Below are 14,857 nucleotides of genomic sequence, written 5' to 3' on the forward strand. Positions count from 1 at the left end.
GCCGGCAAGATAGCCGGCTCTTTTTTTATAGCTTCAGTTCAAGGCGCACACCCCATCGCACGCGGGATGGGTTGGCGCTTTCGTTGTCCTGGCGTTGTGTGCCATTGAGTGTGCTGCCGATACTGGAGTAGTCGCGTGGCAGCATATTGTTGGCACTGAAACGCAACTGTGCATTGAGGTTGATGAACCAGACCACAAATGCGTCGGTCACCACCTTGGCACCCACCGAGCTGCTTTGGATGTCGCTCAACTGCAGGTCATAGGCCGGCGTGTAGTTCACGGTGGCGCCCATGCTGATGGGCAGTCCGCGCAGTTTGTAGTCCGCCCCCACATTGGCCGTGCCCCGGGGCTGGCCTTCGAGCCGGTTGTTGGGGCCCGGCACTTGCTCCACGTTGGAATCGAAGAAGCTCACATTGGTGCGCAGCGAGACAGGCAGGGCGTTTGCCCAGGCTTCATCCAGCCGGAACTTGGCTTCCAGTTCAATGCCCTGGGCTGTGGCGTTGCCCACGTTTTGTGGGCGTGAAACCCAGCGCTTGTTGGGGGACCAGCTCACATCTTCCAGCGCCACCACATTGCGGATGAGGTCGTTGATGCGGCGGTAGAAGTAGTTGGCACTGACGAGGCCGCCTTTGCTCAAGTAGTGCTCGTAGGCAATCTCAAAGCCGCGCGCCAACTCGGGCGCCAGGTTGGGATTGCCGGCCCGGTCCGGGCTACCCACCTCATTGGTGCCGGTGGGGAAGCGTTGCGAGATGGCAGGTCGCGCGATCAACTCGCTCAACGATGCGGCCTTGTAGCTGCGTGTCAGGCTGCTGCGGAACTGGTCACGGCTTTTTTCGTCGGGCTTCCAGGTGGCGTGCAGCAGAGGGGTGAGCACGCTGCTTTGGTTGCTGACCCGGTAGCTTGTGCTGTCGCTTTGGGTCTCTATGCCTTCCCAGCGCAGGCCGGCGTAGGCGGAGATTGTTTTAGTGGGATTCCATTCATCTTGCGCATAGGTGGCCACGCGCAGAGTGGAGGCTTGCAGATCGTCGCCAAATTCGGTCAATATGGGCACGCCGTTTTGCAGTGTGGTGCGACTTTGGCGGCGGGCATTGCTTTCCAATTCCAGGCCACCGACCAAGCTGTGTTCGTTCTCCAATTGCTGCGAGAGTTTGCCGGTCAGGTTCCAGCCGCCTTCGCGGGTATTGCTCAGGTCATCTACGGTGCGGGTTTGCAGGCCGCTGGCGTCAAACTCCCTGCGCAGGCTGTGGGTCTCAAAGCTGCCGCTGCCCACACCGTAGCGCAGCTCGGCTTTCATGCCGTCACCCAGGTTCTTTTGCCATTGGGTATTGGTGCGTACCAGTGTGAAGCGGCCATCGCCGTCGCTGGTGTAGCGGGCATAGGGTGGTGGGATGATGCCGCCGGGTGCCTGCTCCAACTGGCTTTGCGTGGTGCTGGCGCCCTGGGACAGTACGATGAAGGGCGTCAACAAGACCGACCCTATGTTGTCGCCCAGGGCGACCTGCACGCGGCCGTTCAAGTTGACACCTTCGCGCCGGTTGGCGGTGAAGCCGGTTTCGCGTTGGTCCAACACGCGGTTGCCGGTGGGCAGGTCGTACCAACGGGTGCGGACGTCACTGTCGTCCTGGTTGTCGTTGCGGTTGACTGAAAGGGTCAGCGTGTAGGAGACCTTGTCGCCGTACTTGTCGTTGCGGGTCCAGGACGCGTTGGGCGAGACCTTGTTGTCTTCCACGCCCACACCCAGCTTGAGTTCGTTCAGCGTCTTCTTCAGCGCCTCTTTCAGGACGATATTGATAGTGCCGGCCACAGCCTGGGCGCCGTACTCGGCGGTGGGGGCGCGCAGCACCTCGATGCGTTCCACCTGTTCGGGCGGTAGGTTGTCCAGTGAGAAGCCGGGCGGCATGCGCTCGCCATTGACCAGCAACTGGGTGTAGCCGCCGCCCAAGCCCCGCATGCGCACGTCGCCCCCGCGCCCGGGGCGCCCGCCCGAGGTGACGCCGGGTAGGCGTTTCAGCACTTCGCTGACGGAGCTATCACCGAAACGCTCAATCTCATCCTTGTTGATGATGATTTTGGAAGCGGTGGATGCGCGGCGCTGGTCGTTTTCGCCGCTAGGGCCGACCACCTCGACGCGGTTCAGCATGGCGGGCGGTTTGGCCTCTTTGCTGGCTGGGGATTCTGTGGATTTGGGTGCTTCGGGCGCTGGCGCCGGGCTGACTTGGGCCAGGGCGGCGGGTAGGCTGCAGGCCGCGGCGATGAAGACGATGCTGCGGCGCATCACGGGCAGACTCAGGGCGTGTCGGGCACCAGAGATTCGACGGGAACGCGGCGGGCACCGTCAAAGCGGCGGGCCCAGTAGGACACCGACATGCTTTCAACCCGAACTTCGGCCCCAGGTTTGGGGGAGTGGATAAATTTGCCTTCGCCCACATATATACCCACATGGCTGAAGGCGCGGCGCATGGTGTTGAAGAAAACCAGGTCACCGGGTTGCAGGTCGGCACGGTCGATCTTTTCGGAGGCTGCGGCCTGTTCGCGGGCTCTGCGGGGCAAGACCAGGCCGGCGGTTTGCTCAAAAATCGCACGGACGAAGCCGCTGCAATCAAATCCGCTATCGGCATTGGTGCCACCGCGGCGATAGGGGACACCCAAGAAAGTCATAGCATTTGTGACTAACTCGGAGGCTTTGGCCTCCATCTTGTCGCCAACTTCGCCGATTCGGCCTAAAAGTCCTCGGTCTAGCAGGAACCGGTTTACGTCATCTGGGTTGGGTTGGGGTTTGGCGTATGCACTAAAGGCTAGGAAAAGGAATGCAAGAACGAGGATAATTCGCATCAAACGAGCTTAACCCGTGGTGTTCACGGCGTCAAGCCAAGGCTTTAGAGGGTAATTTCATGGCAAAAGCAGAATCAAAGACAACCGTTTTACCGGACGGCTTGCGGTACAAATCCAAAGTTTCGGGTTCTCCATTCATGGCAGCAGCGTCGTTTGGCGGCGCCACCATGTCGTGCTTCCTGTGCGGTAAACACCGCGCCCGTTCCCTGATGACGACCAAGAAGGTGTTGGGCAAGTCCCAGGCCGTGTGCTCGCCATCCTGCAAGGCACTGGACGAGCAGACGGCAGCCAACGCCGCTGCGGCACGTTGAGCCCCAACCTGGCAATCGGCCAGCGGTTTCAACACTTTCACTGAACGGATATCCAGCAGCATGTTGCTAGACCTAGAAGAATCTCAACTGGTGCTGGTGGATTACCAGGACCGCCTGCTACCCGCGCTTTTGGACGGCCCAGCAGCACTGGCCAATGCCGTGCGCCTGGCGCAGATGGCCGCACTGTTGCGCGTGCCGACGTTCGCCACCGAGCAAAACCCGTCCAAGCTGGGCGCCAGCGCGCCCGAACTGGCTGCTGCGATGCAGCAAGCCGGTGCCCGCGTGCTGTCCAAAATGCAGTTCAGCGCAGTGGAAGAGGGCCTGGGCGAATGGCTGCGTCCGCCACCCAAACCGGTGCAGGGCAATGCTCGCAGCCTGCCCAAGCATTTGCAAAAGCCGCCACCCGGCAGCGAACCACGCGACACCATCGTGCTGGCCGGCTGTGAGGCCCATGTCTGCCTGCTGCAGACGGCCCTGGATCTGCTGGAAGACGAATTCGAGGTCTGGGTCGTTACCGACGCCTGCACTTCGCGCACCGAGCGCAACCGCGATGCTGCGTTTGACCGCTTGGCTGGCGCCGGTGCGGAACTGGTGACGACGGAGATGGTGGCCTTTGAGTGGATCCGCAGTGCCGAGCACCCGGACTTCAAGGCCATTCAGGCCCTGATCAAATAAGGCGAGGAGCATGGGCGCGCGTCAGGCGCCTGCAAGCTGCATCTCCATAATTATGAATTCAGATTTTGGATTCATAAGGGATGCCCATGATGACCGCTTACGCAGATTTCTACCGCCGCTCCATCGATGACCGCGACGGTTTTTGGGCCGAGCAAGCCCGGCGCATTGACTGGCAGACCCCGCCCCAACAGATCTGTGATTACAGCAATCCGCCGTTCGCGCGCTGGTTTGTCGGCGGCACCACCAACCTGTGCCATAACGCGGTGGATCGCCACCTCGCCACCCAGGCCGACCAGGCCGCGCTGATCGCCGTCTCCACCGAAACCAATACCGAGCAGGTCTACACCTTTGCCCAACTGCATGCCGAGGTGCAGCGCATGGCCGCCGCGTTGCTGGACCTGGGTGTACAGCAGGGCGACCGCGTGCTGATCTACATGCCGATGGTGGCCGAGGCCGCCTTTGCGATGCTGGCTTGCGCCCGCATCGGCGCCATCCACTCGGTGGTGTTTGGCGGCTTTGCGTCGGGTTCTTTGGCCTCTCGCATTGAGGATGCCAGTCCGACCGTCATCGTCAGCGCAGACGCCGGCTCCCGCGGTGGCAAGGTCGTGCCCTACAAGCCACTGCTGGACGAGGCGATTGCGCTGTCCAGCCACAAGCCGAGCGCCGTGCTGCTGACCGACCGGCAGTTGGTTGCTATGGAAATGGTAGCGGGACGTGACCATTCCTGGAGGGCTATGCGGCAGAAACACTTGGATGCCGTCGTCCCCTGCGTGTGGCTGGACGCCACCCACCCCAGCTACACGCTGTACACCAGCGGCACCACCGGCAAACCCAAGGGTGTGCAGCGCGACACCGGTGGTTATGCCGTGGCACTGGCGGCCAGCATGGAGCACATCTTCTGTGGCAAGGCGGGCGAGACCTATTTCTCCACCAGCGACATCGGCTGGGTCGTGGGCCATAGTTACATCATCTACGGTCCGCTGATCGCAGGCATGGCGACCATCATGTATGAGGGCCTGCCGATACGCCCCGACGGTGGCATCTGGTGGAGTCTGGTCGAGAAGTACAGGGTGACGGTCATGTTCAGCGCCCCCACGGCCGTGCGCGTGCTGAAGAAGCAAGACCCGGCGCTGCTGACGAAGTACGACCTGTCCAGCCTGCGCGCGCTGTTCCTGGCCGGCGAGCCGCTGGACGAGCCGACCGCCCAGTGGATCAGCCAAGGCTTGGGCAAGCCGATCATCGACAACTACTGGCAGACCGAGACCGGCTGGCCCATCCTCAGCATCGCCAATGGCGTGGAGAAGGCGCCCAGCAAGTTTGGCAGCCCCGGCGTAGCCATGTATGGCTACAACGTCAAGCTGCTGGACGAGAACACCGGTGAAGAACTGAACGGTGCCGACCAGAAGGGCGTGGTTGCCATCGAAGGCCCGCTGCCCCCCGGTTGCATGCAGACCGTGTGGCGTGACGACGCCCGCTTTGTCAAAACCTACTGGAGCAGCATTCCCAGCAAGATGGTCTACAACACCTTTGACTGGGGTGTGCGCGACAAGGATGGTTACTTCTTCATCCTGGGCCGCACCGATGACGTCATCAACGTGGCCGGCCACCGTCTGGGCACCCGCGAGATCGAGGAATGCATCTCCAGCCATCCCAATGTGTCCGAAGTGGCCGTGGTGGGTGTCGCCGACAGCCTCAAGGGCCAGGTGGCCATGGCCTTTGCCGTGGCCAAGGACGCCAGCGCCCTGATAGACGATGCCGCGCGCGCCAAGCTGGAGGCGGAGGTCATGAAGGTCGTGGACAACAGTATTGGAGCGGTAGGGCGCCCGGCCCGTGTGCGCTTTGTGACCGTATTGCCCAAGACCCGCAGCGGCAAGCTGCTACGCCGCGCGATCCAGGCGGTATGCGAGGGGCGCGACCCTGGTGATCTGACGACGATGGAAGACCCGGCAGCGCTGCAGCAGATACGTGACGCGTTAGCCTAAGCGGCTGGGCGCCGGTGCGTTCTGCGCAGGTAAAAGGAGGAGCCCGCGTAGCGGGCGGGGGACACGGAGCAGAGCGCACCGGCGCCCAGCCGCGCACGCACTAAGATCACGGGCCGTCTTTCAGGCTTCGCCCTTATAAAAGCACCGCGCGCACACCTGCTGGTAACGCTCATTCCCGCCAATTTCCACCTGCGCCCCCGCGTGCACACGCTGGCCCTTGTCGTCCATGCGGATGTTCATCGTCGCCTTGCGGCCGCAGGCGCAGATGGTTTTGATTTCTTCGATGTCGTCGGCCAAGGTCAGCAGCTGGGCCGAGCCGGGGAAGGCATTGCCCAGAAAGTCCGAACGCAGGCCAAAGCAAATGACCGGTACATTGCTGATGTTGGCCAGGCGGTGCAACTGGCGCACCTGGTCGGGCGACAGGAACTGCGACTCATCAATCAGTACGCAAGCCAGCTTGTCCTCGGCGGACAGCAGGGCGAAGAAATCGGTGTGCTCGTCAAACACATCAGCTTGGCGCTGCAGACCCAGGCGGGACGCAATGCAGCCGGTGCCGCTGCGGTCGTCAATGCCAGCGGTGAACAGGTGCACGCGCTGGCCCTGCTCCTCGTAGTTGTAGGCGATTTGCAGCAGCGCGGTGGATTTACCGGCGTTCATGGCTGAGTAGCGGAAAAACAGTTTGGCCATAGCAGGGCGTCAGGAGGCGGTCGCGGATATTGGGGCAGGCGATGGTAATACCAAACGCAGCCGCACAAAGAGCATGGGCATCAGCAGCGACACAAAAACACCGCCCAGCAGGCCCGCCAACAGTTTGCGCCCCAAGGCGGGTTGTGCCGCGAAGTGCAGATGGCGCTGGCCCCCCTGCAGGCTCCAGGTGGCGGCGATCAGCCAGCCCGCTATCCAGTAGCCAATGGCCGGCTAGCTGGTCTTTTTTCTCTTGCTGCTCTTGGCGGAAGGGGGTGGCTTTCTTTCTTGCAGGTCTTCGGTGTCGATGGCGTCCACGTCGACCCAGACTTCGTCCTCGGCGTCGACGACGGTCTCGCGCTCAAACAGCTCAACCGCGGTCTTGGCCACCTGCAAGGTGTCGTAATAGGCATAAGCGCCCACGCCGACCGCACCCAATAGCGGCACAAAACGCGAGGCGCTCTTGCCAATGACGGCTTTGGACACTTGCACGCCCAACTGCTGGGCCAGGCTTTGCAAGAGCTTTAGCGAGGCCTGCTTGACGACAAAGCGTTCGCCGACGCGCACCACCACATCGCGAAACACCTGGGCCGACATGTGGCGGAATAGGCAGTACAGCATCTGCTCGCGGCTCAGTGTCTGGGTTTTGCCATAGACCGCGGCAATGTCGGACACCATTTGCGCCTGTAGCCGCCACACGCCCATCAGCTCGGGGATGACGGTGAGCCATCCCATGAAGCCGGGCGGCAAGGACAGAGAGCCCGATACCACGCTGGCCGTGCGCGCCGCCTTGCGCGCAATGGCGTGCGACCGCTCGGCCGGGTGGGCCTGCGCCGGCTCGGCGCTGGCGGGCACATGCAACACCAGCTCCAGCACAGCGTCGGCCAATGCCTTGTCCTTGGGGGCGCCGGTGCTTGCCATGGCCTACACAATGTCCACTTGGTGGATGCCGTAGTGCCCGGCCTTGCGGTCGGCGAAGTAGCGCTCCAGCGTTTCCTTGACGGTGCGAAAGGCAATTTCCTCCCAAGGAATTTCGTCTTCCGTGAAGAGCCGGGCTTCAATCGTCTCGGTGCCGGGGTTGAACACCTCGCTGAGCAGCCGAGCCCGGTAGAAGAAGTGGACCTGGCCGACACGCACCACATTGAGCAGCGTGAACAGGTCTTGCATCTCGATCTGGGCGCCGGCCTCTTCGTCGGTCTCGCGGGCGGCCCCCTCGGCCGTGGTTTCGTTCAGTTCCATGAAACCGGCCGGCAGCGTCCACTTGCCCCAGCGCGGCTCGATATTGCGCTTGCACAGCAGCACCTTGTCGCCCCAGTGGGGCACGGTGCCCACCACGTTCAGCGGGTTCTCGTAGTGCACGGTGCTGCAGGCGGGGCAGACGGCGCGCTCCTTCGTGTCACCGTCGTCGGGCAGGCGGTAGACCACGGCCGTGCCGCATTGTTTGCAATGTTTGATGGGGCTGCGCAACATGGCGATGTGAAACGAGATTCAGCCTTTGGTGATGACGGCGCAGGCCACGCGCGGGCCGGAGTTGCCGGTGGGCTGGGTCGTGAAGTCGTCGGCGTCGCGGTGCACGATCAGGCCATGGCCAATGACATCGGTTGCGCCTGCACCCACGGTGATCGTGGCGGATGTGTAGCTGAACTTGGCTACGCCATTGGCGTCTGCCTTCAGGCTGGCCAGGTCACCGGCGTGGTGGGCGCTGTGGTCGTGCGCGCCGTGGGCCTGTGCAGTGGGGTTGAAGTGGCCGCCGGTGCTCATGCCATCGCCACTGGAGCAGTCGCCTTTTTCATGGATGTGAAAGCCATGCACGGTATTGGGCGCCAGGCCGCGCACCTCGCCGGCCACCAGCACGGCGTCGCCCTTCTGCGTGAAGGTCACGGAGCCGCTGACGGTGTTGCCGGTGGTGGGGGTCAATGCGGCTGTGGCGGTGGGGCCGCTGGGCGCGGTGGTGGCGCAGGCTGTAGCCAAAAGGGCGGCCAATACGGTGATGCTGAGTTTGATCATGTCAAAAATTCCTATGGGTCACTGGTATGTCTAGAAGATGTGGATGCTACAGCTGCCGAGGTTGGGGCCTCACCGCGGCTTGACCGCCAAGCTCTGCGTGGCGCGGCCAATCAAACCTGCTTCATCGTACAACGCTGATTCGGCCAATCCGCAGCCATTGTTACCCCACCAGGTGCGGGCGTCCAGGCAAACCCACTCGCCAATGGGCGCGCGCAGCAGGTTGATATTGAGATCGGAGTTGACGAAGCTGTAGCGCTGATAGTCCAGCACGGCGCTGATGCCATTGCCCGAATCGGCCGCCACGGCCACGCGCTGGTAGGGGCTGGGTGCGCGGCCATCTTCCAGCGGGTGGCGCAGGCGGAACCAGATGGCGCAGGGGCCGTTGAACATGCCGCCCTGGGCCGCGCGGTTCTCGACCAGATCGGAATAGCCCACGCGGCGCCCCGCGAAGGGAAAGTGGACCACGGGTGATGTTTCTGGTGGCTTGGGCGCTTGGGGAAGTGGGTGACCGGGCATGGCGCTGGGCAGTTCCATGGGGTTTTCGCGCTGGGCCAGGGCGGTGAACATGCCCACCTCTTTGCCATCGGCCAACAGTTGTGCCGAGAAATGCCCGGCATTGCGCCCCACATAGACCGGTGAAACCTGCACCTGTAGCTCGCCAATCGGCACGGGGCGTATCAGGTTGGCGGTGAGGCGGGCGATGTGCGTCAGGCCGTGCGCCTGGGCCGCCGCCTCAAAGGCGCCGCAGACCAGCGCGATCGGCGGGCCTGCGTGCTGGTGGTCGGGGTGCCAGGGGCCGCGGGTCAGCTCGGTGGATTGGTAGCGCCCCTCTTCAGCCAGCGGGGAGTAGGCAAAGGCGGGCAGGGCAGTGGCTACTGTTGTCGTCGTAGACAAGGGGCCTACTCCATACGTACCGCAATGCCTTGCAGGCCGTCAATGCTGCCCACCAGCGTGTCGCCGCGCACCACGGCGCCCACGCCTTCGGGCGTGCCGGTAAAAATCAGGTCGCCGGGCTGCAGCGTCCACGCGGCGGACAGTTGTTCAATGGTCTCGGCAATGTTCCAGATCAGCTTGGCGATATTGCTACGCTGGCGGTCCTGGCCGTTGACCTGCAGGTGGATGGCCGCGTTGCCAATGTTGGGCACTTGGGCTGCGGGCGTGATGGGGCCAATGGGCGCCGAGTGGTCAAAGCCCTTGCCAATGCACCAGGGGCGGCCCTGCTTCTTCATGTCGTTTTGCAGGTCGCGCCGCGTCATGTCCAGCCCCACGGCATAGCCGTAGATGTGCTTGGCCGCATCGGCGGCCTTGATGTTGGCGCCGCCCACGCCAATGGCCACCACCAGTTCGATCTCGTGGTGCAGGTTGGCGGTCAAGCTGGGGTAGGGCATGGCCACCGTATTGCCGGGTGTAGCCAGCAATACGGCGTCGGCCGGCTTCATGAAGAAGAACGGCGCCTCGCGCCCACTGTGGCCCATCTCCTGGGCGTGCTCCACATAGTTGCGGCCCACGCAGTAGATGCGGTGTACGGGGAAGGCGTCGCTGCTACCCACCACGGGCAGGCTGACGGTGGCGGGTGGGGGGAAGACGTAGGACATGGTGGCTGGCTGCTGTTGCAAGTGGTAACAATAAAAAATAATGCTAGGTGAAAAGGCGTAATGCCATGGTCGGTGCTCAGGCCGATTGCGTCACCAATTCATAGTGCTCCACGTTGGGTGGGCCAGCAAAAAACGGTCCCACAATGGCACGCCATTGCGTGAAGGCGTCGGACTGGCGAAAGCCCACCGTGTGGTCTTCCAAGGTGTCCCAACGGATCTGCAATATGTAGCGCTCGGGGCTCTCCATGCCGCGGTTCACCGAGAAGCCCTGCACCCCCTTGACCTTGTCAAACACGGTGGAGAGTCCGCGCTGGATGGCTTCTTCAAATGCGGCGTTCTGGCCGGGGTGGATGCGGATGTCGGCGATTTCGAGAATCATGGGTGTGGGCCTTGCTACGGATAGTGGTTGCACAGTACAGAGGGTCAATAGTAACGGGCTTGGTTTATCCGAGCGTGACAATTGGCCTATTGGGATGGTGTTGCGGCAGGTCTCACCTCAGTACACTTGGTTGGATGAAGAAAATTCTTGCAGGGCTATTCTCCAAGCAGCAATTGGAGAAGACGTTGAACAGTCTTCGCGCGCAGGTCGAGGCAGGCCGCCAAGAGGAGGCGTGGAAGATCGCGAAGTCCTTGCTGGAGGCCCAGGTGCACCAGCGCGAAGTGGCGCTGGGCCTGTTGGGCTTGATTGACGAAGACGCCTTTTCGATTGAACAGGTCGTTGAGATTCTTGGGGCAATATTCGCGGCCCATGCCCAAGACCCGTTGCTCTTGGGGCTGGTGGGCGACGCCACCGAGCGTGCCCGTGATATCGATTTCCTGAATCTGGCGCCATCCGAAGAGCCGCTTTTCGATGCGGTATTGGCCGCGCTGCTGCAGGCCGTGGAGAACAGCCACGAGGATGCGGAAGTGGAGTACCAGCTATGGTCCGGTCTTTTCACATGTGCGCGCGTCATGGCGCGCCAGCACGATGGCGTGGCCGACCGTGCAGGGCGGCAACTGGTCGCCTTGCAACCCGACAGCAGCTTTGCCCACTATAGCTACGGCCTGTTCTTGAAGACCCGGGGCCGCTTTGCCGAAGGGATGGCTGAGAACCAGTTGGCTCAGAAGTTTGCTGAAGAACCTACCGAGGCCATGCACTGGAACGCGGGTATCTGTGCAACCGGCGCCGGTGTCGCGGATGTAGCCTTGGGTATCTGGAAGCAGATGGGCAACAAGATAGAGATAGGCCGTTTTGATTTACCGGACGGCCGATATGCGCAATGCAAAGTCCGTTTGGCCGAGCGCCCACTGTCCCAGCGCAACAAAGACAACGATGACCCTGGGTTGGAAGAAACGATCTGGATTGAGCGCCTGAGCCCTTGCCATGGGATCATTCGCAGCGTCTTGGTCCAGGATCTGGGAGTGGACTATGGCGACGTGGTCCTGTTTGATGGTGCGCCGATCACCTACCACACCTATGGGGAGCGACAGGTCCCCGTGTTCCCGCATCTGGCGACACTCGTGCGCAACAACTACCATTTTTACGACTTTGCCGGAACGCAGGACGACGAGGGAAAACTGGCCAGCGCCACGGAAGACCTGCACGTGGAAGCCATGGTGTATTCCCATTCCGAAAACTTCAAGGTGCTGTGTGCCGCCTGCTGGCGCGATGAACGCCTGGACCATAGCCATGGCACCGAGAAGGAAACCCAGTATGTGGTCAAAGGGCGTATTGCCGCGCCGCCGGATTTGAGTCCGGCGGCGTTGCTGCAACAGTTGGATGCAGCGCTGGCCAAGCGCGAGCCCTGCCGCATCTATCTGCCTGATCTGTGTGAAGCGGTTGGTCTGGCGGACCGTGCGACTATCGAACGGCGAAGGTATGACATGCTGGTGGAAAACTAACCCCAACCATCCAGCTTTATTTTTGTCCTCATGACACGTTCATCCCTGAATGCCACCGACTGGCTGCAGCCCGACTGGCCCACACCGGCCCATGTTCGGGCCGTTTGCACCACGCGCAATGGAGGAGTATCTGCGCCGCCCTATGACAGTCTGAACCTGGGTACGCATGTGGGGGACGACGCCAACAAGGTTGCACACAACCGCCAACGCTTGCAGGATGCCCTTGGCGTCAAACCGGTGTTCCTGAACCAGGTGCATGGCACGCAGATGCTTGCGCTGCATCGGGATACGCCAGACGGCGCTTCGGCTGACGGTGCCTACACCAGCCAGCGTGGCCTGGCCTGCACCATCATGGTAGCGGACTGCTTGCCCGTGCTGTTGTGCGATGCGCAGGGGACCCAGGTGGCGGCCGTGCATGCCGGTTGGCGTGGGCTGGCGGGCGAGGCTGGAGAGGGTGTTTTGGAGCAAGTGCTTAAGCAATTTAGGCCGCTAGCCCCCGTGGAATCTAAGCGAGGCGCTCCTGAGTTGATAGCATGGCTGGGGCCTTGCATTGGCCCGACCGCCTTTGAGGTGGGCCCCGACGTGGTAGAGGCCTTTACCACCAATGACCCACAAGCCATGGCTTGCTTCAACCCGCGGGGCGGCGGTAAATGGCTGGCGGACCTGCCGGCTTTGGCCCGTCAGCGATTGGCGGCCCAAGGCGTGACGCAGGTGTTTGGCAACGACGGCAGTGCCCCCTGGTGTACGGTCAGCAACCCTTCATGGTTCTTTTCCCATCGGCGGGACCGGGTCAGCGGTCGCCTGGCCGCCTGCATCTGGCTGGAGTGAGGTTTGATGGAGGTTGGCAGCCTGCAATTCCGCCGCCTCCTGGGCCCGGATCTTGCGTTTGCGACCGGGCGCACCCATGAAGTAGAGGATCAGGCCGACTGGCATCAAACCGTAAAGAACAAAGGTCACAATGGCACCGAGGAGGGTGCCGTTGGTGTTGGTGGCTTCGGCCACCGCCATCATGACGGCGACATACAACCAGGCAATAGGAATGATGTACATAAGCTCAGAGCGTATTTACCACACGTCAGGGATTCGAAGGGCGTATGCTGAGATACTACGGCCAGCGCTAAGACAAAAGATGGAAAAGGTGACAGTGTGACGCAAAACGCCCCCGAATTCTGGACCCAGGCCGCCCAACAGTTTCAGCAGTCCATGACCGACAACTGGAGCAAGGCGGTGCAGTCCCTGCAGAGCATGGACTTGGGCGCACTAGGGGCTGGCATGCCCACCGCCACAGTCGCCAAACCACCCGAGATTCGCTTCGCACCCGACAAGCTGCAAGCCTTGCAGCAGCAGTACATGCAGGATGTCATGGCGTTGTTCAGCCAGGGCATGACGGCCCCGAGCACCGGCGGTGACAAGCGCTTTGCCGGCGAGGCCTGGGGCAGTAACCCGGTGGCCGCGTTTTCGGCCGCGGTCTACCTGCTCAACGCCCGCACCATGCTGGGCCTGGCCGACGCGGTGGAAACCGATGCCAAGACCCGCAACCGCATCCGCTTCGCCATCGAGCAGTGGATGGCCGCCGCGGCTCCCAGCAATTTCCTGGCCTTCAACGCCGAAGCGCAGAAAAAGGCCATAGACACCAAGGGCGAAAGCATTGCCAAAGGTCTGCAGAACCTGATGCACGATCTGCAGCAAGGCCATGTGTCGATGACGGATGAGAGCCTGTTCGAGGTCGGCAAAAACGTCGCCACCACCGAAGGCGCGGTGGTGTTCGAGAACGCCTTCTTCCAGCTCATCGAATACAAGCCGCTGACGGCCAAGGTGTATGAGAAGCCATTCCTGATGGTGCCGCCCTGCATCAACAAGTACTACATCCTGGACCTGCAACCCGACAACTCGCTGGTGCGTTATGCCGTGGCGCAGGGCCACCGCACCTTTGTCGTCAGCTGGCGCAACCCCGATGCGTCCATGGAAAAGGCCACCTGGGACGATTACATCGAACAGGCAGTCATCAAGGCCATCACCGTCACGCAAGAGATCACCGGCGCGCCCAGCATCAATGCGCTGGGCTTCTGCGTGGGCGGCACCATGCTGGGCACGGCGCTGGCCGTGCTGGCGGCGCGCGGCGAAGAGCCGGTAGCCAGCGCCACCTTCCTCACCAGCCTGCTGGACTTCACCGATACCGGCATCCTGGACGTGTTCATCGACGAAGCCTTTGTGCAGTACCGCGAAAAGGAAATGGGCCAGGGCGGCATGATGAAGGGCCAGGACCTGGCCAGTACCTTCAGCTTCCTGCGCCCCAATGACCTAGTGTGGAACTACGTGGTTGGCAACTACCTGAAGGGCGAGACGCCACCACCCTTTGACCTGCTGTACTGGAACTCGGACAGCACCAACCTGCCCGGTCCGTATTACGCCTGGTATGTGCGCAACATGTATCTGGAAAACAACCTCATCAAGCCTGGCAAGCTCACGGTTTGTGGCGAGAAAATCGATTTAGACAAGGTTGGCATTCCGGTCTACTTGTACGGCTCGCGTGAAGACCATATCGTGCCAATTGGCGGTGCTTACGCCTCCACGCAGGTATTGCCGGGCAAGAAGCGTTTTGTGATGGGCGCCTCCGGCCATATTGCCGGGGTCATCAACCCCCCTACCAAAAACAAGCGTAGCCATTGGATACGCGCCGATGGAAAATTACCCAAGACCCAGGGCGCATGGCTGGAGGGCGCGGTGGAACACCCCGGAAGCTGGTGGACAGACTGGTCCACGTGGCTCAAGTCGCATGCTGGCAAGCAGATTGCTGCGCCCAAGACCTATGGAAAAGGCAAATACAAATCGCTACAACCCGCGCCCGGCAGTTACGTAAAAGCCAAAGCTTGATTTTTTGACTACTGAA

16 protein-coding genes are annotated in these 14,857 nt (G+C 61.9%); 6 read left to right on the forward strand and 10 right to left on the reverse strand.

All coding sequences use genetic code 11. The features are described from left to right. Positions 1-25: 25 nt before the first annotated feature. A complete protein-coding gene (locus AC07OO_RS22685; RefSeq protein ID WP_495084419.1) occupies positions 26-2,275 on the reverse strand; it encodes a TonB-dependent receptor plug domain-containing protein in 2,250 nt (749 codons plus the stop codon). An 11-nt stretch (positions 2,276-2,286) separates the two neighbouring features. Continuing rightward, on the reverse strand, positions 2,287-2,832 hold the full coding sequence (locus AC07OO_RS22690) for a C40 family peptidase (RefSeq protein ID WP_495084420.1): 546 nt from the start codon (positions 2,830-2,832) through the stop codon (positions 2,287-2,289). A gap of 59 nt (positions 2,833-2,891) precedes the next feature. Between AC07OO_RS22690 and AC07OO_RS22695 the strand changes: the two genes are divergently transcribed. From AC07OO_RS22695 to AC07OO_RS22705, 3 genes are all read left to right on the forward strand, one after another. Continuing rightward, a complete protein-coding gene (locus AC07OO_RS22695; RefSeq protein WP_495084421.1) occupies positions 2,892-3,143 on the forward strand; it encodes a hypothetical protein in 252 nt (83 codons plus the stop codon). Between the two features lie 60 nt (positions 3,144-3,203). Beyond that, on the forward strand, positions 3,204-3,818 hold the full coding sequence (locus AC07OO_RS22700) for an isochorismatase family protein (protein ID WP_495084422.1): 615 nt from the start codon (positions 3,204-3,206) through the stop codon (positions 3,816-3,818). 89 nt (positions 3,819-3,907) lie between these two features. After that, on the forward strand, positions 3,908-5,800 hold the full coding sequence (locus AC07OO_RS22705) for a propionate--CoA ligase (RefSeq protein ID WP_495084423.1): 1,893 nt from the start codon (positions 3,908-3,910) through the stop codon (positions 5,798-5,800). Between the two features lie 120 nt (positions 5,801-5,920). Here the strand turns inward: AC07OO_RS22705 and AC07OO_RS22710 are convergent, their stop codons facing one another. The 7 genes from AC07OO_RS22710 to AC07OO_RS22740 all read right to left on the reverse strand — a co-directional run bounded on the left by AC07OO_RS22710 (position 5,921) and on the right by AC07OO_RS22740 (position 10,465). Then, positions 5,921-6,487 (reverse strand): thymidine kinase, encoded by a 567-nt coding sequence (locus AC07OO_RS22710; protein WP_495084424.1) that lies wholly within the window; start codon positions 6,485-6,487, stop codon positions 5,921-5,923. 231 nt (positions 6,488-6,718) lie between these two features. Next, positions 6,719-7,405, reverse strand: a complete 687-nt coding sequence (locus AC07OO_RS22715; RefSeq protein ID WP_495084425.1) for an EcsC family protein — start codon at positions 7,403-7,405, stop codon at positions 6,719-6,721. Between the two features lie 3 nt (positions 7,406-7,408). Further along, positions 7,409-7,954, reverse strand: coding sequence for an NUDIX hydrolase (locus AC07OO_RS22720; RefSeq protein WP_495084426.1), 546 nt, complete (start codon positions 7,952-7,954; stop codon positions 7,409-7,411). 18 nt (positions 7,955-7,972) lie between these two features. After that, positions 7,973-8,491 (reverse strand): superoxide dismutase family protein, encoded by a 519-nt coding sequence (locus tag AC07OO_RS22725; RefSeq protein WP_495084427.1) that lies wholly within the window; start codon positions 8,489-8,491, stop codon positions 7,973-7,975. A 69-nt stretch (positions 8,492-8,560) separates the two neighbouring features. After that, a complete protein-coding gene (locus AC07OO_RS22730) occupies positions 8,561-9,385 on the reverse strand; it encodes a thioesterase family protein (RefSeq protein WP_495084428.1) in 825 nt (274 codons plus the stop codon). 5 nt (positions 9,386-9,390) lie between these two features. Further along, the gene (locus AC07OO_RS22735) at positions 9,391-10,086 is read right to left on the reverse strand and encodes a fumarylacetoacetate hydrolase family protein (protein ID WP_495084429.1); all 696 of its coding nucleotides are present in this window, start codon (positions 10,084-10,086) and stop codon (positions 9,391-9,393) included. 76 nt (positions 10,087-10,162) lie between these two features. After that, positions 10,163-10,465, reverse strand: coding sequence for an antibiotic biosynthesis monooxygenase family protein (locus AC07OO_RS22740; RefSeq protein WP_495084430.1), 303 nt, complete (start codon positions 10,463-10,465; stop codon positions 10,163-10,165). Between the two features lie 185 nt (positions 10,466-10,650). On the opposite strand from AC07OO_RS22740, the gene AC07OO_RS22745 reads away from it, so the two are divergent. Next, positions 10,651-11,967: a hypothetical protein gene (locus AC07OO_RS22745; RefSeq protein WP_495084431.1), complete on the forward strand. Its 1,317-nt coding sequence runs from the start codon at positions 10,651-10,653 to the stop codon at positions 11,965-11,967. Between the two features lie 30 nt (positions 11,968-11,997). Beyond that, positions 11,998-12,795 (forward strand): peptidoglycan editing factor PgeF, encoded by a 798-nt coding sequence (gene pgeF, locus AC07OO_RS22750; RefSeq protein WP_495084432.1) that lies wholly within the window; start codon positions 11,998-12,000, stop codon positions 12,793-12,795. On the opposite strand, the gene AC07OO_RS22755 is transcribed toward pgeF, so the two are convergent. Then, on the reverse strand, positions 12,727-13,017 hold the full coding sequence (locus tag AC07OO_RS22755) for a hypothetical protein (protein WP_495084433.1): 291 nt from the start codon (positions 13,015-13,017) through the stop codon (positions 12,727-12,729). The two genes, pgeF and AC07OO_RS22755, sit on opposite strands and share 69 nt — an antisense overlap. A gap of 153 nt (positions 13,018-13,170) precedes the next feature. On the opposite strand from AC07OO_RS22755, the gene AC07OO_RS22760 reads away from it, so the two are divergent. After that, positions 13,171-14,841 (forward strand): PHA/PHB synthase family protein, encoded by a 1,671-nt coding sequence (locus AC07OO_RS22760; RefSeq protein WP_495084455.1) that lies wholly within the window; start codon positions 13,171-13,173, stop codon positions 14,839-14,841. Positions 14,842-14,857 lie beyond the last annotated feature (16 nt).

The organism is Rhodoferax sp. GW821-FHT07G04 (assembly GCF_059418585.1).

Coding starts and splice junctions, on each gene's coding strand:
- AC07OO_RS22690 (WP_495084420.1), bottom strand. CDS start 2,832: ATGCGAATTATCCTCGTTCTTGCATTCCTTTTCCTAGCCTTTAGTGCA.
- AC07OO_RS22760 (WP_495084455.1), top strand. CDS start 13,171: ATGACCGACAACTGGAGCAAGGCGGTGCAGTCCCTGCAGAGCATGGAC.
- AC07OO_RS22735 (WP_495084429.1), bottom strand. CDS start 10,086: ATGTCCTACGTCTTCCCCCCACCCGCCACCGTCAGCCTGCCCGTGGTG.
- AC07OO_RS22725 (WP_495084427.1), bottom strand. CDS start 8,491: ATGATCAAACTCAGCATCACCGTATTGGCCGCCCTTTTGGCTACAGCC.
- AC07OO_RS22755 (WP_495084433.1), bottom strand. CDS start 13,017: ATGTACATCATTCCTATTGCCTGGTTGTATGTCGCCGTCATGATGGCG.
- AC07OO_RS22715 (WP_495084425.1), bottom strand. CDS start 7,405: ATGGCAAGCACCGGCGCCCCCAAGGACAAGGCATTGGCCGACGCTGTG.
- pgeF (WP_495084432.1), top strand. CDS start 11,998: ATGACACGTTCATCCCTGAATGCCACCGACTGGCTGCAGCCCGACTGG.
- AC07OO_RS22700 (WP_495084422.1), top strand. CDS start 3,204: ATGTTGCTAGACCTAGAAGAATCTCAACTGGTGCTGGTGGATTACCAG.
- AC07OO_RS22710 (WP_495084424.1), bottom strand. CDS start 6,487: ATGGCCAAACTGTTTTTCCGCTACTCAGCCATGAACGCCGGTAAATCC.
- AC07OO_RS22740 (WP_495084430.1), bottom strand. CDS start 10,465: ATGATTCTCGAAATCGCCGACATCCGCATCCACCCCGGCCAGAACGCC.
- AC07OO_RS22695 (WP_495084421.1), top strand. CDS start 2,892: ATGGCAAAAGCAGAATCAAAGACAACCGTTTTACCGGACGGCTTGCGG.
- AC07OO_RS22685 (WP_495084419.1), bottom strand. CDS start 2,275: ATGCGCCGCAGCATCGTCTTCATCGCCGCGGCCTGCAGCCTACCCGCC.
- AC07OO_RS22705 (WP_495084423.1), top strand. CDS start 3,908: ATGACCGCTTACGCAGATTTCTACCGCCGCTCCATCGATGACCGCGAC.
- AC07OO_RS22720 (WP_495084426.1), bottom strand. CDS start 7,954: ATGTTGCGCAGCCCCATCAAACATTGCAAACAATGCGGCACGGCCGTG.